At 49.1% G+C, this 21,428-nt stretch carries 24 protein-coding genes and 1 pseudogene; 12 read left to right on the forward strand and 13 right to left on the reverse strand.

The features are described 5' to 3' along the window. Nucleotides 1-7 precede the first annotated feature (7 nt). The 4 genes from I6L54_RS15270 to I6L54_RS15285 all read right to left on the reverse strand — a co-directional run bounded on the left by I6L54_RS15270 (nucleotide 8) and on the right by I6L54_RS15285 (nucleotide 2,985). A complete protein-coding gene (locus I6L54_RS15270) occupies nucleotides 8-862 on the reverse strand; it encodes an aldo/keto reductase (protein WP_040233647.1) in 855 nt (284 codons plus the stop codon). Nucleotides 863-1,040: 178 nt separating this feature from the next. Further along, the gene (locus I6L54_RS15275; protein ID WP_040233645.1) at nucleotides 1,041-1,391 is read right to left on the reverse strand and encodes a hypothetical protein; all 351 of its coding nucleotides are present in this window, start codon (nucleotides 1,389-1,391) and stop codon (nucleotides 1,041-1,043) included. Nucleotides 1,392-1,401: 10 nt separating this feature from the next. Then, nucleotides 1,402-1,644, reverse strand: a complete 243-nt coding sequence (locus I6L54_RS15280; protein WP_040233644.1) for a hypothetical protein — start codon at nucleotides 1,642-1,644, stop codon at nucleotides 1,402-1,404. Nucleotides 1,645-2,238: 594 nt separating this feature from the next. Further along, nucleotides 2,239-2,985: a MipA/OmpV family protein gene (locus I6L54_RS15285; protein ID WP_005120354.1), complete on the reverse strand. Its 747-nt coding sequence runs from the start codon at nucleotides 2,983-2,985 to the stop codon at nucleotides 2,239-2,241. Nucleotides 2,986-3,418: 433 nt separating this feature from the next. On the opposite strand from I6L54_RS15285, the gene yeaG reads away from it, so the two are divergent. Continuing rightward, nucleotides 3,419-5,353, forward strand: coding sequence for a protein kinase YeaG (yeaG, locus tag I6L54_RS15290; RefSeq protein ID WP_005120355.1), 1,935 nt, complete (start codon nucleotides 3,419-3,421; stop codon nucleotides 5,351-5,353). A gap of 121 nt (nucleotides 5,354-5,474) precedes the next feature. Further along, entirely contained in the window at nucleotides 5,475-6,758 is a 1,284-nt protein-coding gene (locus tag I6L54_RS15295) for a YeaH/YhbH family protein (RefSeq protein ID WP_040233642.1), read from the forward strand. 65 nt (nucleotides 6,759-6,823) lie between these two features. Here I6L54_RS15295 and I6L54_RS15300 read toward each other — a convergent pair whose 3' ends face one another. Beyond that, nucleotides 6,824-7,594, reverse strand: a complete 771-nt coding sequence (locus I6L54_RS15300) for a class I SAM-dependent methyltransferase (protein ID WP_005120358.1) — start codon at nucleotides 7,592-7,594, stop codon at nucleotides 6,824-6,826. A 165-nt stretch (nucleotides 7,595-7,759) separates the two neighbouring features. Between I6L54_RS15300 and dgcJ the strand changes: the two genes are divergently transcribed. From dgcJ to I6L54_RS15315, 3 genes are all read left to right on the forward strand, one after another. Then, nucleotides 7,760-9,250 (forward strand): diguanylate cyclase DgcJ, encoded by a 1,491-nt coding sequence (gene dgcJ, locus I6L54_RS15305; RefSeq protein ID WP_040233640.1) that lies wholly within the window; start codon nucleotides 7,760-7,762, stop codon nucleotides 9,248-9,250. 48 nt (nucleotides 9,251-9,298) lie between these two features. Then, nucleotides 9,299-9,802, forward strand: coding sequence for a YbaK/prolyl-tRNA synthetase associated domain-containing protein (locus tag I6L54_RS15310; RefSeq protein WP_040233638.1), 504 nt, complete (start codon nucleotides 9,299-9,301; stop codon nucleotides 9,800-9,802). 140 nt (nucleotides 9,803-9,942) lie between these two features. Continuing rightward, nucleotides 9,943-10,389 carry a DUF441 domain-containing protein gene (locus tag I6L54_RS15315; RefSeq protein WP_005120361.1) on the forward strand — a complete coding sequence of 149 codons (447 nt, stop codon included), beginning with the start codon at nucleotides 9,943-9,945 and terminating at the stop codon, nucleotides 10,387-10,389. Here I6L54_RS15315 and I6L54_RS15320 read toward each other — a convergent pair. After that, nucleotides 10,372-11,164: pseudogene (locus tag I6L54_RS15320) on the reverse strand (AraC family transcriptional regulator); the annotation flags it as partial. The gene I6L54_RS15315 and the pseudogene I6L54_RS15320 sit on opposite strands and share 18 nt — an antisense overlap. Nucleotides 11,165-11,263: 99 nt before the next feature. Between I6L54_RS15320 and I6L54_RS15325 the strand changes: the two are divergent. Continuing rightward, nucleotides 11,264-12,451 (forward strand): CynX/NimT family MFS transporter, encoded by a 1,188-nt coding sequence (locus I6L54_RS15325; RefSeq protein ID WP_040233634.1) that lies wholly within the window; start codon nucleotides 11,264-11,266, stop codon nucleotides 12,449-12,451. A 36-nt stretch (nucleotides 12,452-12,487) separates the two neighbouring features. Here I6L54_RS15325 and I6L54_RS15330 read toward each other — a convergent pair whose 3' ends face one another. Next, complete coding sequence (locus tag I6L54_RS15330; protein ID WP_040233632.1) at nucleotides 12,488-13,195, reverse strand: CTP synthase C-terminal region-related (seleno)protein; 708 nt, start codon at nucleotides 13,193-13,195, stop codon at nucleotides 12,488-12,490. A 185-nt stretch (nucleotides 13,196-13,380) separates the two neighbouring features. Between I6L54_RS15330 and I6L54_RS15335 the strand changes: the two genes are divergently transcribed. Then, entirely contained in the window at nucleotides 13,381-13,728 is a 348-nt protein-coding gene (locus tag I6L54_RS15335; protein WP_005120366.1) for a DUF488 domain-containing protein, read from the forward strand. Nucleotides 13,729-13,735: 7 nt separating this feature from the next. Here the strand turns inward: I6L54_RS15335 and I6L54_RS15340 are convergent, their stop codons facing one another. After that, entirely contained in the window at nucleotides 13,736-13,984 is a 249-nt protein-coding gene (locus I6L54_RS15340; protein ID WP_005120367.1) for a putative hemolysin, read from the reverse strand. Between the two features lie 186 nt (nucleotides 13,985-14,170). Between I6L54_RS15340 and I6L54_RS15345 the strand changes: the two genes are divergently transcribed. From I6L54_RS15345 to I6L54_RS15355, 3 genes are read left to right on the forward strand one after another with little or no spacing between them, the layout of a single operon-like run. Beyond that, on the forward strand, nucleotides 14,171-15,196 hold the full coding sequence (locus I6L54_RS15345; RefSeq protein WP_040233631.1) for a sensor domain-containing diguanylate cyclase: 1,026 nt from the start codon (nucleotides 14,171-14,173) through the stop codon (nucleotides 15,194-15,196). Between the two features lie 47 nt (nucleotides 15,197-15,243). Continuing rightward, nucleotides 15,244-15,342: a YoaK family small membrane protein gene (locus I6L54_RS15350; RefSeq protein ID WP_086523648.1), complete on the forward strand. Its 99-nt coding sequence runs from the start codon at nucleotides 15,244-15,246 to the stop codon at nucleotides 15,340-15,342. A gap of 2 nt (nucleotides 15,343-15,344) precedes the next feature. Next, a complete protein-coding gene (locus I6L54_RS15355) occupies nucleotides 15,345-15,419 on the forward strand; it encodes a hypothetical protein (protein WP_137378469.1) in 75 nt (24 codons plus the stop codon). 49 nt (nucleotides 15,420-15,468) lie between these two features. Here I6L54_RS15355 and I6L54_RS15360 read toward each other — a convergent pair whose 3' ends face one another. Next, nucleotides 15,469-15,717 carry a GlsB/YeaQ/YmgE family stress response membrane protein gene (locus tag I6L54_RS15360; RefSeq protein WP_005120370.1) on the reverse strand — a complete coding sequence of 83 codons (249 nt, stop codon included), beginning with the start codon at nucleotides 15,715-15,717 and terminating at the stop codon, nucleotides 15,469-15,471. A 360-nt stretch (nucleotides 15,718-16,077) separates the two neighbouring features. Here I6L54_RS15360 and fdhF point away from each other — a divergent pair, with 360 nt between their 5' ends. Beyond that, the gene (gene fdhF / locus I6L54_RS15365) at nucleotides 16,078-18,225 is read left to right on the forward strand and encodes a formate dehydrogenase subunit alpha (RefSeq protein WP_040233894.1); all 2,148 of its coding nucleotides are present in this window, start codon (nucleotides 16,078-16,080) and stop codon (nucleotides 18,223-18,225) included. A gap of 52 nt (nucleotides 18,226-18,277) precedes the next feature. Here the strand turns inward: fdhF and I6L54_RS15370 are convergent, their stop codons facing one another. From I6L54_RS15370 to leuE, 4 genes are all read right to left on the reverse strand, one after another. Continuing rightward, nucleotides 18,278-18,922, reverse strand: coding sequence for a hypothetical protein (locus I6L54_RS15370; protein ID WP_040233628.1), 645 nt, complete (start codon nucleotides 18,920-18,922; stop codon nucleotides 18,278-18,280). A gap of 216 nt (nucleotides 18,923-19,138) precedes the next feature. Further along, nucleotides 19,139-19,321, reverse strand: coding sequence for a DUF1869 domain-containing protein (locus I6L54_RS15375; protein ID WP_005120375.1), 183 nt, complete (start codon nucleotides 19,319-19,321; stop codon nucleotides 19,139-19,141). Nucleotides 19,322-19,324: 3 nt separating this feature from the next. After that, nucleotides 19,325-19,687 (reverse strand): DUF1971 domain-containing protein YeaR, encoded by a 363-nt coding sequence (gene yeaR / locus I6L54_RS15380; RefSeq protein WP_005120376.1) that lies wholly within the window; start codon nucleotides 19,685-19,687, stop codon nucleotides 19,325-19,327. Nucleotides 19,688-19,861: 174 nt separating this feature from the next. Further along, nucleotides 19,862-20,500, reverse strand: a complete 639-nt coding sequence (gene leuE / locus I6L54_RS15385) for a leucine efflux protein LeuE (protein WP_005120378.1) — start codon at nucleotides 20,498-20,500, stop codon at nucleotides 19,862-19,864. 247 nt (nucleotides 20,501-20,747) lie between these two features. Here leuE and ycaC point away from each other — a divergent pair, with 247 nt between their 5' ends. Next, nucleotides 20,748-21,374 carry an isochorismate family cysteine hydrolase YcaC gene (ycaC, locus tag I6L54_RS15390; RefSeq protein ID WP_005120379.1) on the forward strand — a complete coding sequence of 209 codons (627 nt, stop codon included), beginning with the start codon at nucleotides 20,748-20,750 and terminating at the stop codon, nucleotides 21,372-21,374. Nucleotides 21,375-21,428 lie beyond the last annotated feature (54 nt).

Genomic DNA, 21,428 nt, shown 5'->3' on the forward strand with positions numbered 1-21,428 from the left:
AGGCAAATCAGGCCATATCCAGCGCCGTTTTACCTTTTGGCGCCGGATATGCCTCATTTAACAACTTCAGTTCATCAACCGAGAGCGTGATATTCAGCGCGGCGGCATTTTGTTCGACATGCGCTACGCTTGCCGCTTTTGGAATCGCGATCACGCCCGGTTGACGAATAACCCACGCCAGCAAGATCTGGGCGGTACTGGCATCGTGTGCACGTGCAATATCGCTAATCACCGAATGAGTGAGCAGACCACGGCGCAGCCGTCCTGCCTGTGCCAACGGGCTATAGGCCATAACCGGCATCTGCTGTTGCTGACACCATGGCAGCAAGTCATATTCAATGCCGCGCGACGCTAAATGATATAGCACCTGGTTAGTGGCGCATTGTTGTCCACCTGCAACCTGCCATAGCGCCTGCATCTCGTCATAATCGAGATTCGAAACACCCCACCGACGAATTTTCCCCTGAGCGATGAGTTTTTCCATGGCGCTGACGGTTTCTTCATAAGTAAAGTCCCCCGTCCAGTGCAGCAAATAGAGATCCAGATAGTCGGTTTTCAGCCGGCGCAGACTGCCTTCACAGGCAGCAATCGCTTTCTGGCCTCCGGCATTCCACGGATAAACTTTTGAAACCAAAAATGCACCATCGCGCTGTCCCGCTAATGCTTCGCCAACAATCTCTTCCGCTGCACCATCAGCATACATTTCAGCCGTATCAATCAGACGCAGTCCCAGATCCAGGCCAGCCTGCAACGCCGAGACTTCATCACGACGACGGCAGGGATTCTCCCCCATGCCCCATGTTCCCTGCCCTATAGCAGGAAGTGAAACCTGCTCCGTAAACATCACCTGTTTTACTGTCATAGTTCCCCCCTGAGTACATGCACCACAGTAAAGCAAAACACGGGTGATGTGTCCTGTGATGGTGCACAAATTGCACCATCCTCGTTTGGAGGGTTCGTCGTTAATCAGATGCAATAAAAAGCCCGGGCACAGTATTTATTCCCGGACTTAGACAGATAACGTTTTAGCTGTGCAGAGATTATTTTAAACGGCCTAAATATTTACCTTCTTTCATGGCATTTATTTTTCCGTTCTTATATACAATAACCGAAATCAAGCCTGCACTATAGGTTTGCGCCTCTGCATTATTTTCATCATTTGCTGCCGGGCTACCATTTATGTAGGCAATGCCATCGGCACCACGTTTAAAATCAACCCCCAGTTTCTTCACATGTATGGGTTTTACCGTACTGCCGTTAACCGGAGCATTCACTTCACTAACCATGGTTTTATGATCATGCTGTAACTGACGGCGGTAAGCCTCGCTAATAGCATGAGCAGGTGCAATAGTTGATGCCACCAGCGCAGCGATAATAATTAATTTTTTCATGAGGAAAACCTTAATATTTATTATGACTATGATGATGGCTGGAATTAGCGTCATTTGTGCTGTACAGGCTTTGTGCATTTTCCATAGCCTGTTTTTCCGCTGCAGCATTGATTGTAGCCTGACGATTCTGCTCAGCAACGTAGCATGCGTCCCGACTGACGCCCTTGTTCTCACAGTCATTCATGCGAGAAGCCTCGGTAGAACAACCCGCCAGAACCCCGCCCATCACAACTATCATGATTAACTTTTTCATTATCTATACCAGGTTTATACTCAAAAACCTTCATCGCAGATGATATTTCTGCAAGGAAGAATTACTCTCACTACTTTTTAAGTTTGAGTAATATCTGCAATAGAATATTTAATGTCAATTTAAATTTTTTCAGATAATTACCTAAAGAATGCAAAATAAAAATTAACCGTTTTGTTTTTTACTTTTCACATGAAAGATGGCTTTCATGGTTAAATTAGACGATGAAAATAGTTGTCAGATATTTGCAATACGCCTTGCAAGGTTGATTGAGGTCCAGGAGTCATAACAAAACAGTGCATTTTCAGTATATTGCCGTAGTGACTTTTGTTAGCCGCTAACGATGATTGGTGATGGGATACCTGTATTTCTTATTCTGTAAGCAAATCGATATCTGATTAATTAAATCATCCGTTCCTTTTTGGTAACTACACCAGGTAAAACACGTTAATTATTCGTTGCAGCATCGCATAAGGCAGAATCAGCAAAAATCGTGAATTCTCATGCTTAAGATCAACATTCATTCCCGTCAGGCAAAAAAGCCCGCATAATGGGTTCAGTCCATAACACGGGCTCATGTTCAGCATTGGAAATGCATCAGAACTTATAGGTGATACCCGTTGAGATCAGAGCCGTCCAGGATTTGTCTACCATCGGGCTGTCTGTCACTTCATCAGACAAACGGGTGTAACGCGCAGTACCGTACACGCTCCAGTCGCCTAAGAAATTATAGTTGGCGCTGAGTTCAAGGTACGGGTTCCAGCTGCTTTCAGGATCGTAGCTGCGTAAACCACTGCGGGACGATTCGTGGTGCGATACACCATAGTAGTACTGGTTCTGGTTTTCACTGTTCCACTCAACACCAATCCCCGGTGTCAGCGTCAGGCCCCCGTTGGTATAACGGTACAGCCATGCCAGATCCCATACGATACCATTACTGTTATCCAGTGCGTCTCCCGCGAGGCTGGTACGCAGGAAACCATATTGTGTGTTATGCACGTAAGAAAGCCCGGCCATCATGGTGCTCTTACGCTTATCGAGATTGCGCAGACGGCTATCGTCGCTGTCGCCAGGCTTGAAGTACAGTGGCGACCAGTACGCCATCACAGATAATTTATCTGCATTGTCATTCCACAGGTAGTAACCGCCGCCCAGACCACGGAACCAGAAGTTGTCGCTTTCATAGGTCACAACAGGGACCGGGTAAACGTCACTATCGTAGTTTTTGTAAGGGTGTTCAACCACACCAACGCCTGCGCCCAGCGTCAGGTTGCTTTCTGCTTGCGCGACGCTCGCGGACGTGGCAATAAGCACGCCAAGTGCCAGAAGTTTGAGTTTGGTCACAATCCATAATTCCTTATTCAAATGTTTAGCGACGAAAGTGTAACCGCCAATACGCTTCAGCCCAACTATTTTACGTATTACCTGCCCAATGTAACCCCCTAATTTCTCAATGAGTGATGGCATTTTGTTTGCAGTGCGGTGAACAGCACATGAATTCAGCCCCATTTCTTTACATAACATGTGCTTTTTTTGCTGATGAGTTATTGATATGCCATTGAAATTCATTTGCGCGTACAGGCAAATTTTGCAAATGCCATCTACGCTTAAATTTAGAAGGTGTATCACCGAATACGTTGATCTCCTGACCATCGAAATGGCATGAGAGTTGCTTATTTCTTCAGCAGCGACGTCGTTCAGTTTACCTCTTCAGGGGCCTCTACTATTCATATGAACGGCTCTTAACATGTGCTAAAAAACGAAAGGACGGCATACCATGAATATATTCGATCACTATCGCCAGCGTTATGAAGCTGCCAAGGACGAAGAGTTCACGCTGCAGGAGTTTCTTACCACTTGTCGGCAAGATCGCAGTGCTTATGCCAACGCGGCAGAGCGGCTATTAATGGCTATTGGTGAGCCTGTCATGGTTGACACTGCCCACGAACCTCGACTTTCTCGACTCTTTTCGAATCGGGTGATTGCACGTTATCCCGCTTTTGAAGAGTTTTACGGCATGGAAGACGCGATTGAACAGATTGTTTCTTATCTGAAACATGCGGCTCAGGGGCTGGAAGAGAAGAAGCAGATCCTCTATCTGCTGGGGCCGGTGGGAGGGGGAAAATCATCGCTTGCAGAGCGACTGAAATCGCTGATGCAAAGAGTGCCCATTTATGTCCTCAGCGCCAATGGTGAACGTAGCCCGGTTAACGATCATCCGTTATGCCTGTTTAATCCGCAGGAAGATGCACAGATCCTGGAAAAAGAGTATGGGGTTCCGCGTCGCTATCTCGGCACAATCATGTCGCCGTGGGCTGCGAAGCGTTTGCATGATTTCGGCGGGGACATTACTAAATTCCGCGTCGTCAAAGTCTGGCCGTCTATTCTGGAGCAAATCGCCATCGCTAAAACGGAGCCTGGTGATGAAAACAACCAGGACATTTCCGCTCTGGTCGGGAAAGTGGATATTCGTAAACTCGAACACCATGCACAGAACGATCCTGACGCCTATGGCTACTCAGGTGCGCTGTGCCGCTCCAACCAGGGGATTATGGAATTTGTAGAGATGTTTAAAGCACCGATTAAAGTGCTGCATCCTCTGCTGACTGCAACCCAGGAAGGAAACTACAACGGGACAGAAGGTATCTCTGCCCTGCCGTTTAACGGAATTATTCTCGCCCACTCGAACGAATCTGAATGGGTGACGTTCCGCAACAACAAAAATAACGAAGCCTTCCTCGACCGTGTATACATCGTGAAGGTTCCGTATTGCTTACGTATATCTGAAGAGATCAAGATCTACGAAAAACTGCTTAACCACAGTGAGTTGACCCATGCGCCTTGCGCACCGGGCACACTGGAAACGCTCTCTCGCTTCACTATTCTTTCACGTCTGAAAGAACCTGAAAACTCGAGTATATATTCGAAGATGCGCGTTTATGACGGCGAAAGCTTGAAAGATACCGATCCTAAAGCAAAATCGTATCAGGAGTACCGGGATTACGCCGGAGTTGATGAGGGGATGAACGGTCTGTCCACACGTTTCGCATTCAAGATCCTCTCCCGCGTGTTCAACTTTGACCATGCCGAAGTCGCGGCCAACCCCGTGCATCTGTTCTATGTGCTTGAGCAGCAAATCGAACGCGAGCAATTCCCGCAGGAGCAGGCCGAACGTTATCTCGAGTTCCTGAAAGGCTATTTGATCCCGAAATACGCCGAGTTTATTGGCAAAGAGATCCAGACGGCTTACCTCGAGTCCTACTCTGAATACGGACAGAACATTTTCGACCGTTATGTCACCTATGCGGATTTCTGGATTCAGGATCAGGAGTATCGCGACCCGGATACCGGTCAGCTGTTTGACCGTGAGTCGCTGAACTCAGAACTGGAGAAAATTGAGAAACCGGCGGGTATCAGTAACCCGAAAGATTTCCGTAATGAGATCGTCAACTTTGTTCTGCGCGCCAGAGCAAACAACAGCGGTCGTAATCCAAACTGGACCAGTTACGAAAAACTGCGCACGGTTATTGAGAAGAAAATGTTCTCGAATACCGAAGAGTTGCTGCCGGTCATTTCGTTTAACGCTAAAACCTCGACTGACGAGCAGAAAAAGCACGACGATTTTGTCGACCGTATGATGGAAAAAGGCTATACGCGTAAACAGGTGCGTTTACTGTGCGAATGGTATTTGCGCGTACGTAAATCGTCTTAACATAAGTGCCCGGTGGCGCATGCGCTTACCGGGCTTGCAAAATAATGTTCCGTAGACCGGATAGCGCCAGCGCCATCCGGCACTTACAGACATGGCGAACAGTTGGCAGTACGGGGGGCATATGACCTGGTTTATTGACCGGCGTCTTAACGGCAAGAACAAGAGCACGGTAAACCGCCAACGCTTCTTGCGCCGTTATAAATCGCAAATTAAACAGTCGATCTCCGAGGCCATTAACAAGCGTTCGGTGACCGATGTAGATAGCGGCGAATCTGTCTCTATTCCGACCGATGATATTAGCGAACCGATGTTTCATCAGGGGCGCGGTGGCCTGCGTCATCGCGTCCATCCGGGTAACGATCATTTTGTCCAGAATGACCGTATCGAACGTCCGCAGGGGGGCGGCGGCGGTTCAGGAAGCGGACAAGGCCAGGCCAGTCAGGATGGAGAGGGTCAGGATGAGTTCGTCTTTCAGATATCTAAAGATGAATATCTTGATCTGCTGTTCGAAGATTTAGCGCTGCCTAACCTGAAGCAGAATCAGCAGCGTCAGCTAACGGAGTTTAAAACGCACCGTGCAGGATTTACCTCCAACGGTGTGCCAGCCAACATCAGCGTGGTGCGCTCCTTGCAAAACTCACTGGCGCGTCGCACAGCAATGACGGCGGGTAAACGTCGTGAACTGCATGCGCTTGAGGCCGATCTGGAAACCATCGCCAAAAGTGAACCTGCGCAGTTGCTGGAAGAAGAGCGATTACGCAAAGAAATTGCTGAATTACGGGCAAAAATCGAACGCGTACCGTTTATAGATACTTTTGATTTGCGCTACAAGAATTATGAAAAACGACCCGATCCTTCCAGCCAGGCGGTGATGTTCTGTCTGATGGACGTTTCCGGCTCAATGGATCAGTCGACCAAAGATATGGCTAAGCGTTTTTATATCCTGCTGTATCTGTTCCTGAGCCGGACCTACAAAAACGTGGAAGTGGTTTATATTCGTCACCATACCCAGGCGAAAGAGGTGGATGAGCACGAGTTCTTCTACTCTCAGGAAACCGGGGGAACCATTGTCTCCAGCGCGCTGAAGCTAATGGATGAAGTGGTAAAAGAGCGCTACGACCCGGCGCAATGGAACATCTATGCCGCTCAGGCATCGGATGGCGATAACTGGGCAGATGATTCACCGTTGTGTCATGAGATTCTGGCGAAAAAACTGCTGCCGGTGGTGCGATATTATAGCTATATTGAAATCACCCGGCGCGCACACCAGACCCTGTGGCGTGAGTATGAGCATCTGCAATCTACCTTTGATAATTTTGCGATGCAGCATATCCGCGACCAGGATGATATTTACCCGGTATTTCGCGAACTGTTTCATAAGCAAAGTACGACCAGTAATAATTAACCTAAACAAATCAGTCAGCGCGTAGATGTGCTGACTGATTTTATAAATAGTGCCCCATCCTGTTTTTATTTTCCCTTAACAGAGCAGCAGGCAATGTAGTTTAGCTGATGGCGTTGCGAACGGAAGAAGCGAAACATTTTCAGGAATCGACGGCGATTTTCGTAAGTGCGTAAACCGTTAAACATAATTTTAATCGCCCCTGTAACCCCCTCATCACGAATTAATCCTCGTGGCGACATCAGCGACATAGCGCCATTATGCTGCATGACCTGTTCAAAACCGCAGTTGAGAAATAACTCACGCCAGCCTTGTCTGGTCATCGGACTCACGTTTGATTTCACCACCTCCACAAGCTTGCCCTGCTCGCTCGCATCCAGTTTTTGTGTGGTGAACATAATGTCGTGGGTTAACAGACGACCGCCGGGTTTCAACACGCGATAATATTCGGCAATTAATTTCGCCTTCGCTTTATCGGCATACATTGTCAGCATGGCCTCGTTAATCACCACATCGAAGCTGTTATCCGCAAAAGGTAGGGTACTGGCATTCGCCGCCATCACATGAATGTGATTTTCCAGTCCATTTGCTGCCACATTATTTCTGGCATTTGACAGCGCGGTTTTATCCATATCGATAGCGTAGACCGTACAACCAAAGCGTTGCGCTATCTCTATTGCCGTGGTGGCCATATTACAGGCCACTTCCAGCACCTGGCTGTCGGGCGTCAGCTGTGACTGGCTGAACAACCACTCTGTTGCTTCAACGCCCCCCGGACGCAGACGGGTTTTTCCCAGGCTGGCTAAGAACGTATGGCCCGCTTTTTCAGTCGTGCTCATCTGCCTGTCTCCTTTTCTATAAGTTGTATTATAAATACAACATTAAGCGTTAAAGGTGAAGAGTACGAATGTTTTTTATTACAAAATGTCCTTCCCCGTAGCGTTAGAGAGGAGGTATACCGTGTGATAGACTGAAGTATCAGACTTACAGGGCTGTAAATCATTATGAAATTGCATCATAAAGCGCTCAGGCTCTTTATCTCCGTTAGCGTAATTGTTTTGACGTCTTCTTTTTTGGTTTATGAGCTCATTGCCAGCGATAAAGCAATGAATGCGTACATGCGCTATATCAATGAGAAAGCCGACTCATCGTTTCTTTATGATAAGTATACTAATCAAAGTATTGCCGCCCATCTGATGCGCACATTTTCATCCCCTCAGGAACCCGCGTCTGTCGAACAACAAAAAGCGCTTTGCAACGCTTTCGACAGCGTTAACGGCACTCATGGACTCAATCTCACAGAGCATAACTACCCGCCATTGCACGGGACGCTGCAAACCACCTCAACGAAATGTAGCGAACAACTTGAAGACATATTCCTGCTGCCCTCTTTTGATAAGGCGGTAAGCGCTAATCGTGAGCAGAAAGACTACGGTCAGGGATTAGGTACGCTGGAGTATAAATTACGATATTACGTCGACCTCAAAAATAACTACGTCTATTTCTATGACCGGATCGACTCGCGCCAATTTGCGATACATAACTGGACGTTTTTGCAAAAAGGTACCCTCGGCATTGACCAGAATGATATTGACGCTATTTTCACGGGGCGCACGGTGATCTCCAGTATTTATCAGGATAACCTGACCGGGAAAAAGGTGATGAGCTTTTTAACACCGGTCTACTATACCGGTAAGTTAAAAGGTGTAGTAATGGTGGATATCAACAAAGAGAATTTAAAGAATATCTTTTATACCAGCGACCGGCCTCTGGTATGGCGCTATCTTAACGTTACGCTCTCAGATACCAGCTCCGGTAAAGAGATTCTCGTTCACCAAAGTGAGACTAACCTGTTTCACTATGTTCACTACGAGAAGGACATTCCAGGCGGTATACGCATCACTTTATCGCTTGATTTAATGTATTTTATTGTCTCGTCCTGGAAAATCTTCGCTTTCTATCTGCTGGCAACAATTCTGCTGTTGAATTTGGTCAGAACGCATTTTCGTTTGTATCACAACGTCACGCGCGAAAATATCAGTGACGCCATGACCGGACTCTACAATCGGAAAGTTTTAACCCCGACGCTCGAACAACGTTTGCAGCAGTTGGTCAATACGGGCACTCTCGTCACCTTTATCGCCATCGACTGCGATAAGTTGAAAGTCATCAATGATACGTTAGGGCATAAAGAAGGCGACCGGATTATCACCCATCTGGCCAAAGCCATTCAAAGCTCCATTCGCAAAAGCGATTACGCAATCCGCCTCGGCGGCGATGAGTTTTGTATCATCCTCATCGACCATCCCAGTGATTTAACGCCCCGCCTGCTGGAGAGAATTCGCTATAACTTACAAATTATTGCGCATGATATATCCATCAGCTTCTCCGCCGGGGTTTATAATATGCAGCCGAACGACACTATTGATGATGCTTACAAAGCATCTGATGCACAGCTCTATCTGAACAAACAGAAAAAACGCGCCGGTGCGTGATTATTTTTCTGCAGGATTTTCATTGTTGTACCAGGAGTAAAGTAAGTCATGACGGAAGTGAACAAAGGTAACGCAACGCATCAGCGTTTAATTTCGTTGTTGTCAGAGCAAGGCGCAACGTACCGCGTGGTAAGCCATGAAGCCGTTGGCAAATGTGAGGCTGTTTCTGCAATTCGTGGTACCGCGCTCGGCCAGGGAGCAAAAGCCCTGGTCTGTAAGGTCAAAGGCAACGGCGTTAATCAGCATGTGTTGGCCATTCTCCCGGCTGACCAACAGGCTGACCTGAACCAGCTTGCAGGACATATCGGCGGTTTACGCGCATCACTTGCCAGCCCGGCTGAAGTGGATGAACTGACCGGCTGCGTATTTGGTGCTATCCCACCGTTTAGTTTCCATCCAAAACTCAGGCTGGTTGCCGATCCGCTGTTGTTTGAGCGCTTTAATGAAATTGCGTTCAATGCCGGACTGCTGGAAAAGTCCGTGATCATGGACACTCAAGATTATTTGCGCATTGCGCAACCTGAATTAGTCCCATTCCATCGCGCACAATAGCAGGCCGGTAATATCAGTATCAAAACGCGATATTATGCGTTCGCCCAAAAAAAATCATAATCATTAAAAAAAGCCTGTTCCGTCACGCGTTTACGCGTACAGTAAGCAGGCTTATTTTTTCTTTTGGCAAGGAAACTACGATGTTTGATGTCACACTGCTGATCCTGCTTGGACTGGCAGCTCTGGGCTTTGTCAGCCACAACACCACTGTCGCCGTTTCAATTCTGGTGCTGATAATCGTCCGTGTTACTCCGCTGAATACATTCTTCCCGTGGATTGAAAAGCAGGGGCTTACCGTTGGGATTATTATTCTGACGATCGGCGTCATGGCTCCCATCGCCAGCGGCACGCTGCCCCCCTCTACGCTTATTCACTCCTTTGTAAACTGGAAGTCGCTGGTCGCTATCGTCGTCGGCGTTGTTGTCTCCTGGCTTGGCGGGCGCGGCGTCACGCTGATGGGCAGCCAACCTCAACTCGTCGCTGGTTTACTGGTGGGCACAGTATTGGGCGTTGCCCTCTTTCGCGGCGTGCCGGTGGGTCCGCTTATTGCGGCAGGTCTGGTGTCGCTGATTGTTGGGAAGCAGTAGTCAACCCCGCCAGATAGCGACCTGGTGTTTGACCCAGACCTTTTTTGAACATGGTGATAAACGCGGTCGTAGAATCGTAACCGAGCATTTGAGCGACCTGTTGTACATTGTGCCCGTCGATCAGTGCCTGCAGCGCCAGGATCAGCTGTAGCTGATGGCGCCAGCGGCGAAAACTTAGCCCCGTCTCTTTGACGACCAGGCGGGCAAGGTTACGCTCACTCATCGCAAACACGTTGGCCCACTGCCCCAGTGTTTGCCATTGTGCAGGTTCCCGCGCCATCGTCGCCACCATCTTGCGAATTTTCGGGTGATCGGATACCGGTAACTGCATTTGCTCCTGTGGCTGCTGTGGGAGTTCGTCAAACAATACCTGCGTTAACCTCTGGGTGGCTGGTTCACAGAGCTGGGCATCCGTTTTGCTCGCCAACGCAAGAATAAGTTCCCGGCATAATGGCGCTATTTTCAGCGTACAACACCGATCCGGCATCACCACTGCGTGAGGTTCAATGAATAAAAAGCACAACTGCGCGCCAACGGTAACGTGGTTACTGTGCGGAATTTCACCAGGTATCCACACCGCATATTGCGGCGGCACCATCCACATGGCGTTCTCCACTTCACAGGTAATTGCACCATGCAACGCCAGGATTAACTGACCTTTGCGGTGTTGATGCAGTGGGCTGAAAAGCTCATCTTCCTGAGCCTGAATACAAAAAGCCACGGCGGCATCGTGGTAAAGATCGGGTTGATACCCGTCCAGCCTCAGCCCAAACATAAGAATGTCCGATTTTAGCGATAAACTGTCATTTTAGCTTGATTCATCCACAGAGTAAAAACGCTAAGGTAACGCCTCGCCTGACGATATGAGAAAAAAATGACTAACTCCCCTTCTTCCCGTGGTAAAAACAGTGCGCTGTTAATTGCGGGTATCCTGATGATCGCGACCACACTACGCGTTACGTTTACCGGCGCAGCCCCGCTGCTGGACGCGATTCGCACTGACTACGGTCTGACCACCGCCCAGACGGGACTCCTGACCACATTACCACTGCTTGCTTTTGCGCTGGTGTCGCCTTTGGCGGCAACCGTCGCTCGCCGTTGGGGCATTGAGCGCAGCCTGTTAGCCGCCATGCTGCTGATCTGTGTGGGTATTGCTATACGTTCACTCCCCTCATCCGGAGCCTTGTTTGGTGGGACAGCAGTCATTGGCTGTGGCATCGCGCTAGGAAATGTCCTTTTGCCGGGACTCATTAAGCGTGATTTTTCACAGCATGTGGCAAAGCTCACCGGGGCGTATTCGTTAACGATGGGCGCTGCAGCAGCGCTGGGTTCGGCAATGGTCGTGCCGCTGGCGTTAAATGGCTTTGGCTGGCGCGGCGCGCTAATGATGTTAATGATCTTTCCACTGCTGGCGTTATTGATCTGGTTACCTCAGTGGCGCCAGACGGCCAATGCCAGCCTCAGTAATTCGCGAGCGTTGCACTCCCGCGCAATCTGGCGCTCCAGTCTCGCCTGGCAGGTCACGCTGTTTTTGGGCATCAACTCACTCATCTATTATGTCATTATCGGCTGGTTACCCGCCATTATGATCAGTCACGGCTACAGTGAGGCACAGGCGGGGTCGCTGCATGGTTTACTGCAACTGGCGACCGCAGCGCCCGGGCTACTGATCCCCCTCGTTCTGTATCGGTTTAAAGATCAGCGTACTATCGCCGCACTGGTCTCGTTAATGTGCGCTGTTGGCGCTGCAGGGTTTGCAGTTATGCCCGAGCAGGCGGCACTGTGGACCGTGCTGTTTGGCTTTGGCTCCGGTGCCACGATGATCCTCGGCCTCACCTTCATCGGGCTACGTGCAAGCTCAGCACACCAGGCTGCCGCGCTATCAGGCATGGCGCAATCTGTCGGATATTTACTGGCCGCATGTGGGCCGCCGATGATGGGGAAAATTCACGATCTTAACGATAGCTGGCAGATCCCTCTGGTTGGCGTCGCGCTGCTAGCCCTCATCATGGCCGTGTTTGGCGTCTGTTCAGGACGCGAGAAAGAGATCGCCAGCAGGTAATACACCGGGCAGGCGAATAAGCAACCTGCCCAGTTGTTATCCTCTGGCCGCGCGCAGCAGTGCCTGGACGAGCGGTACAGGCTTTCCTGCCAGTGCCCCTCGTTCGTGCTGAAAAAGCGTCCCGACATAAAACGGATGTGTCACCAGTTCAATAGCGCGAACATCACCAGCGTCATCCCAACCCGTCACTCGCAGATCGCCGCTTTCAAGCTCAGCGGCAAAAGCTTCCGACACGCCATAGTTACAGTGATACCCCTCTGTAATGACATCCCGTCCGTAGGCTCTGGCGATCAGCGTATTCGCGCGCAGTTCAATATCATCCGTCTTTTCGACCAACGAGCAGGTCAGCGGTGCAATCACCATACGACCCGTGGTCTCTGTTTCCGCATGCGCAGCATCACGCCAGCCCAGCACATTGCGAGCATACTCGAGAATAGCATGCTGAAAACCGCCACAAGTGCCCAAAAATGGAATGCTGTTTTCGCGTGCGTAACGTATTGCCGTCAGCGCGCCTTCCGGGTGCTGGTAAGGACTGCCAGGGACCACCCAGATGGCATCATAGCCGACTAAATCTTCGCCACTACTAATATCAGATGTGGTGAGCCAGTCATAATCAGCCACTAATTCCAGAACGGCAGCAGCATCATCGATGGCAAGGGGAATAGCCTGGTGCGCCACAATATCGGGGCTGTAATCGCCCACCAGCGCAATGCGAAGCGTATCTTTAACTGGGGAAATTTCCATTAACTTTCCTTATGTCCAGACAATGAGGGACAACATAAGGAGCCTCAGCCTACCGATTTTTTGTTGTTACCACAATCCCTTAAATTGAGAGTCTATGTGGCCAAAATGCTATAATAGTCACGTTTTACGATCTTATTTAACCGTAATGAAGACGAGTTCAGTGGCTTAGCGGAGCGGATTAAGAGATGAATATTCAGTGTAAACGCGTGTATGACCCGGCAGAAAAAAGTGATGGCTATCGTGTTCTGGTCGACAGGCTGTGGCCGCGCGGGGTGAAAAAAACCGATCTTGTTTTCAATGAATGGGATAAAGCGCTGACGCCCTCATCTGATTTACGTAAGGCATTCCACGCAGATATCATCGATTTTGCCCATTTCGCCGAGCAATACCGCGCAGAACTTGCCCAGCAACAGCAGGAAGGCAAGCGACTCGCGGACATTGCCCGGCAACAGCCGTTAACGCTGCTGTATGCAGCGAAGGATACGCAGCAAAACCATGCGCTGGTTCTGGCTGAGTGGTTACGTCAATTGTGACAGCGGGTTATTTGCCCGTTGCCGGATGATCTCTGCGCCAAAGCGCCCATTCATCAATAACTTCGCCGCCGGGTAGTTTGCAATCCGACCTTACGCCTTGCGGTGTCTGCACCGCAACCAGCACACCGCCCTTTTGCTCACAATATACGGATGCCGGGTTCGCCATGCCAATTTTCGGTGGTACTGGTGCTTCAGGTGATGTGGAACACCCCGCCAGCACCAAAATGCCGGGCACAACAATAGAGGCAAGTTTCATATTCACTCCTGTTAAAAACGTTACGCAGGAAGAGTACCCCGACTCCCCACCTATCTCCATGTTTTACTGACGAGTTTCAATCCCATGTCTACATTTTGACCCGGATAGCGTGTTTCATCTTTCTCTCCGATGTTCTATTATGCGGGCAATACAGGACTTATCAGCATTCTGGAGTATTTGCCTCTCATGTCAGACATGATCCTTGCCCGAGTCTCACAATCATTAGCCACAGAGCAGTCTGTTGAGAGTCTGGTTCGGCAACTTCTGGAGATGCTGGAGGTAGTCACTGAGATGGAGTCGACCTATCTTACTAAGGTCGATTTAGATGCGCGCCTGCAGCATATTCTGTATGCGCGTAATAGTAAGCAAATGCAGCTCCCCGAAGGGCTGTCGGTGCCGTGGGATGAGACACTCTGCAAGCGCGCAATAGACGCAAACTGTCTGTATAGCGATAACGTTCCCGCGCGTTGGCCAGAATGTACCGCCGCACGCGCACTGGAGATCACAACCTTTCTGAGTACTCCAGTCCACCTGCCAGATGGCACGTTCTATGGCACCCTCTGCGCCACCAGTCGTCAGCAACAACCGCTAAGCGAACGAGGTGAGCAGGTACTGCATCTGTTCGCGGGTCTGATAGCGCAGTCTATTCAGAAAGAATCGCTGGTTGCTCAATTACGTGAAGCGAATGCTGCGCTGATCGCCCACTCCTACACTGACGTTCTGACCGGGCTACCTAACCGTCGGGCAATCTTTGAAAATATCGAAACCCTCTTCTCGCTGGCACGCCACCTGAGGCACAAAATTATTGTCGCCTATATTGATTTAGATGATTTCAAACTGATCAACGATCGTTTTGGCCACGAAGTCGGTGACCAGTTTTTGATCCAAATTGGCCAGCGTTTACGCCGTGGATGCAGTGAGAATGATATTCTTGGTCGTCTGGGCGGTGACGAATTTTTAGTCGCCAGCCTGTCAATGGAAAACGAAATGCCGCCGTATGTTCGCTTGCAAAGCGTGAAAAACCACTTACAGCAGCTAATTTGCGGTGACTATGACCTGGGTGAGATCTGTCTGTATTATCCGGGAGTCAGCCTGGGCATTGTGGAAATAGACCCGCTGGAGACAGACGTCAACTGTGCGCTTCATCTTGCAGACAGTGCGATGTATCAGGATAAGAAACGCCAGGATAAAACCGCTTTTGTCGTACATTAAGCCCTGTTATGCTTAATCATCTTTAAATTATTCTGGCAGATAAGCGTATGCGACTCGGTATTATTTTCCCCGTTATTATTTTCATTTCCGCTGTCGTTTTCCTGTCCTGGTTCTTTATTGGCGGATACGCCTCACCAGGAGCATAACGATGAAAAAAACAACGCTTATTATGATCGGCGTGGCTGTCATCGTCGTTCTGGGAACAGAACTGGGTTGGTGGTAATCTGAGAAGAAGGCCACATATCAGTGGCCTTTATTGTCAGTATGTTTTCTTAGCTTTTGATTTTTCTGTAGATAAACAACACCACAATTGCACCAATAACGGCTACGACAAAACTGCCAAAGTTGAAACCATCGACTTTACCAAAACCAAAGAAGGTACTGATCCAGCCACCCACTACCGCACCAACAACCCCTAAGATAATGGTCATAAAGAATCCGCCGCCATCTTTACCTGGCATAATCCATTTTGCCAAAATCCCAGCGATAAGACCGAAAATCACCCATGAAATAATGCCCATAATATCCCTCACCTATGTTTTTGAGTTAACGATTCACTCGTTGTATAAAAGCATAGCATAGCGCTGAAAAATTAAAATTTGTGATCAGCATCACCTGTTATTTTCATCTTTTTCTGATCTTTCATAAGGTTAAACCATTTGATGGCGGCATTTTCCCTGACGTAGCTCGTCATTAATGTCGAATCGTCAGTCATTCAGGTCTACTCACTCCCCCTCAGCCCCTGTAATTGCTGGTTTTTCACTTCTGGCACACTTTATGCTTAAACAGCCCGTCACTATGACAAATCGTAGTCCACGATGCGTATCGCGTGGCTCCGTTTACAATTCGCGCTATTTCAGCATTTAACAGGTCTGTTATTGATGAAAAAAATCACCAGTGTATGCCCATACTGTGGGGCCGGGTGCAAGCTCAAGCTTGTTGTTGAAAATAACAAAATCATCCGCGCCGAAGCCGCAGAGGGTGTAACAAACCAAAATCAGTTATGCCTGAAAGGCTACTATGGTTGGGACTTTCTGAACGACACTCGTCTTCTGACTCCCCGTCTGACCCGACCAATGATCCGCTATGAAAAAGGTGGGAAATTCACTCCCGTTAGCTGGGATGAAGCCATTCGTTACACCGCAAAACGCTTATCTGAAATCAAAAATACCTATGGCCCCCGCGCCATAATGACCACCGGGTCTTCACGTGGAACAGGGAATGAGACCAACTACGTGATGCAAAAATTCGCGCGTGGCGTACTCAACACCAACAATGTCGATTGCTGCGCCCGTGTCTGCCACGGCCCTTCCGTTGCCGGGCTGCAGGAAACGCTGGGCAATGGTGCAATGAGTAACTCAATTAGCGACATTGAAAACTCAAAATGCCTGCTGATCTTTGGCTATAACTGCGCCGACTCGCACCCGATCGTGGCTCGCCGGGTAATTAAAGCTCGCCAGAACGGCGCAAAAATCATTGTCTGCGACCCACGTCGTATTGAAACTGCTCGTATCGCTGACCAACATTTGCAGTTAAAAAACGGTTGTAATATGGCACTGGTTAACGCCTTTGGCCATGTCCTCATCGAAGAGCAGCTCTACGATCGCGAGTATGTACAAAAGCATGCGGAAGGACTGGAAACATACTGGGAAACCGTGAAGGACTATGCGCCTGAAGCCGTTGAACATTTAACGGGTGTTCCCGCACAGCAGGTTCGTCAGGCGATGCGTACATTTGCCGCAGCGCCATCGGCAACCGTGATGTGGGGAATGGGCGTCACCCAGTTTGGCCAGGCCGTTGACGTGGTTCGTGGTTTGTCGAGCCTGGCGTTGCTGACCGGCAATCTGGGACGCCCTAACGTCGGCGTTGGGCCAGTGCGTGGGCAAAATAACGTGCAGGGCGCGTGCGATATGGGGGTGCTGCCTAACCAGTTCCCTGGGTATCAGGACGTGACCGATTTCGCCGTGAGAGAGAAGTTTGCCAACGCCTGGGGTATTGACGTAAATCTGATGGATGATAAGGTCGGCACCCGGATCACCGAAGTCCCCCATCTGGCAATCGAAGGTAAAGTCAAAGCCTACTACATCATGGGTGAAGATCCGCTGCAAACCGAGGCCGATCTGGGTCTGGTCCGTGAAGGCTTTAACGCGCTCGATTTTATCGTGGTACAAGACATCTTCATGACCAAGACGGCAGAAATGGCTGACGTTCTCCTGCCCGCAACATCGTGGGGCGAACACGGCGGCGTCTTTACCTGCGCCGATCGCGGATTCCAGCGGTTTGAAAAGGCGATTGAACCTACGGGGGATGTCAAACGCGACTGGGAAATCATCAGTCTGCTGGCCACCGCAATGGGCTATCCGATGCAGTACCAAAGTAACCAGCAAATCTGGGATGAGATGCGCGAGCTATGCCCGCTCTTCTACGGCGTGACTTACGAAAAAATGGGTGACATGGGCCACGTTCAGTGGCCATGTCCGGAGCTTGATCACCCAGGTACGCCGTATCTGTATACAGACAGCCAGTTTGATACCGCCAATGGCAAAGGTAAATTGTTTGCCGCACAGTGGCGTGCTCCTGCAGAAGTACCTGATGAAAAGTACCCAATGGTGTTATGCACTGTGCGCGAAGTCGGCCACTATTCGTGCCGCTCAATGACCGGCAACTGCGCAGCATTGCAGGCCCTGGCAGATGAGCCTGGGTATGTGCAAATCAATACTCATGATGCAGAAAAATTAGGTATTCGTCATCGTGACCTGGTATGGGTCAGTTCGCGACGCGGTAAGGTCATCAGTCGAGCAGATGTCTCCGAGCGCATCAATACCGGAACGGTGTATATGACCTATCAATGGTGGATTGGCGCGTGTAACGAGTTAACCCAGGATAATCTCGATCCTATTTCGAAAACGCCGGAAACCAAATATTGCGCCGTAAATATTGAGCACATTAGCGATCAGGGATGGGCAGAGAAGTATGCCGCACAAACGTATAGCGACATGAAATCACGCCTGTGCGAGGCCATTGAGTAAGTCATCGCCCAAGCCGCCTGAGTCTGGCTTTCCAGACTCAGGCATTTTCTCGTTACTTCTCCAACTGTGGTTCACTAAAGCGAATGGAAGCTGATTCCACCTGCTTATCCCGCTGCATAAAACCGAGATTCATCAGGAACAACCCCGCCATAAACGGAAGTTCGTACAGTTCTTCAATGAGATCGCCGTACTGGGCATTGTGCAAAAAGATTGGGGCCAACAGACGATGATGCTCTACCGTATCGGAGATCAAAAATGCACAGGTGGTGATCGCTAACAGCCATAGCGGCAGCGGTTCATTGCGTAAGCGACGGGCAATATCCTGGCGTAAGCGCTTCGATATCAGTACCGGCAGAATAATCATGGCAATCAATACCACTGAGATAGTTCTGAACAGAAGTTTAGGGTGTTCCGGAAAATAATCACGGCCCCAACTGGTGCTGCGCCCCAGCAACACCAGCCACCACACAGCCGCCCAAAGCCAAAATTGCTTCTCACCTTCGGGACGTGATAAAGGCCGGATGTAGCTGAGAGTAAAAACCGCACCAAAGAGCAGCCATAGCGCCTGACCATTCTCAATCCATCTGACGACAGTACCGTTGAGCAAAGGTACATTCCAGTTCGCGGTAAACGGGATCGCTACGATGACTAGCCCAAGAATGAAAGTGGGTAATGTAAGTCGGGTGTTCAGTTTCATAAGCGAGGTTCTGTATTGTGACAGTTCCACGATCATAACCTCTGTCAATAATCCACTATTAGCAATCGATGCGAAGACCTTAAGGTTTTCTTAAGAAATCTTTTTCCGGATATTTCCCTGATTCTTACAGATAAAAAAACCTCGCTGCGCCAGCAAAACGCAGAGAGGTTTATAAATCAAAAACGAATACATTCAATCAGTAGCAGAGACTAATACCTACCAGCCACAGACTTCATGCTCATTCTCGGTATCGTATGAACGCACCGTATTGACCAGATCTTTAACCACTTCAGCGGCCACATCCGGGATCAACAGCGTCATCGGCGTTTCAGTTTCATAATCGACAGACACGCCATTGCTGTTATTGGTGACTGTAACGGTGTAGGTTGCTTTACTCATGATTTACTCCTTGCCGGTACGCACAACTTTTCGTTGATTTGCGCTCTCCATCAACACTTCGGGCGCCACGAAAAAGTCGATATTAAAGTAGGTGTCGTCGGTCATTACTTCGATGTTATGCCATTTTTCCGGCGGAAAAACGCCGAACTGACCGGCTTCGATAATCATCACCTCTACTGGCTCCGGGCTGTGTTCATCTGCGTATCCGAGATATTTGACCGCCCCCTGCATAACCGAAAGTCGAGGATAAACCCCGGCACGGGTACCTTTATCAAGGTGGCGTTCGAAAATTCCGGCAGGTGCAGTTTCTTTGTTCCAGAACGGCGTTGAGCGTGTATGAATATGATTCTGTGGAATTTGAAGCATTTTTCTTCCCTTTTCCAGTCGACAACCAGCGAGTCTTATTAAATCGCTGCTGTGAACAGGGTACGCCTCAAAATATATATTTAAAATACCATTTATTGGTTATAACAATCCCATTTTTCAATGAAGGGAACAGCTTTATACTGAAAGCCCGCCGTCAACAGCGGGCCAATAGCGTTACGACTGAAGCGTCGCCAAACGTGCGGCAAAACCGACAAAGATCAAGCCAATGAGGGAATTCCCAACTTTAGCCAGTTTTTTCTTCGTACGAATATACTGTGTCACAAACGCACCGGAGAAAATAAGGAAGCTCAGGTAGAAAAAGCTCACTATTTCAAGCGTCATCGCCAGAATAAAGAACGACAATCCTGAGTGAGTCGCGTTGACATCAATAAACTGTACGAAAAACGACACATAAAACAGAATGGCTTTAGGATTCGTCAGACTCAAAATTAATGCACGTTTGAAAATCGCGCCAAACGGAACTTCTTCTGGTGCAGCGTCGTTGGCTTTCGATTTCAGTGTGGCATACAGGATCTTCGCACCGAGATACAGCAGATAAAACGCGCCGAGATAACGAACGATATTGAACAATACCGGTGTTGTTTTGATAAGCGCAGCTACGCCAGCATAGGCCAGAAACATCAAGACGGCATCACCGATAAACACACCGCTTGCTGCCAAATAACCGCCCTTCACTCCACGACCGACGCTGTTCTTCAGCACAAATATCGTATTTGGCCCCGGTACCAGCACAATAAAAATAGCACCCACCAGATACGTCCAGTAATTCAGAACTCCATACTCTGCGAACACGTTAACCTCTTCCTGAAAAAACACATGCACTTGCTGCGAGACAATATGCTAACGAATGCGTCAGGGGATGGAAAGAGAAGCTTTAGAATATAGCATTCTGTTTCAGTCCGGTTGCAACATCATTATTCGTTCCAGATATGCAACGATGAAACCCACTTTTGCGCCTACCCAATGCCCCGTTTAGCCACTAATGTTTATCAGTAGATTCAGCCCGCAAGGCACCCTCTCATCATATGGAGAAAGAAAAATGACTATTGCTTATAAGCGTCTTGATAAAGATCAGGCTGCCGTACTACTGGTCGATCACCAAACGGGTTTACTTTCACTGGTCCGTGACATCGATCCAGACAAGTTTAAAAACAACGTTCTGGCATTAGGCGATCTGGCGAAATATTTCAAACTCCCGACGATTCTGACCACCAGCTTTGAAACGGGACCTAACGGTCCATTGGTTCCGGAGCTGAAAGAACTGTTCCCGGATGCCCCTTATATCGCACGTCCTGGCCAGATTAATGCCTGGGATAACGAAGATTTTGTTAACGCGATCAAAGCGACAGGCAAAAAGCAGCTAATTATTGCCGGGGTGGTGACCGAAGTCTGCGTCGCATTCCCTGCGCTTTCTGCCATTGAAGCCGGTTTCGACGTGTTTGTGGTCACTGATGCATCCGGTACGTTTAATCCGCTGACCCGTGATTCCGCGTGGAATCGTATGTCATCTGCTGGCGTACAATTAATGACATGGTTCGGTCTGGCCTGTGAATTACACCGTGACTGGCGCAACGATATTGAAGGGCTGGGAACGTTGTTCTCCAACCATATTCCTGACTATCGCAACCTGATGACCAGCTACAACACGCTGACATCCGGGAAATAATGTTCCTGTCAGTGTAATACACAGAAACCCGCCAACATCGGCGGGTTTCATCGG

This window comes from Citrobacter pasteurii, assembly GCF_019047765.1.
GTDB lineage: Bacteria > Pseudomonadota > Gammaproteobacteria > Enterobacterales > Enterobacteriaceae > Citrobacter > Citrobacter pasteurii.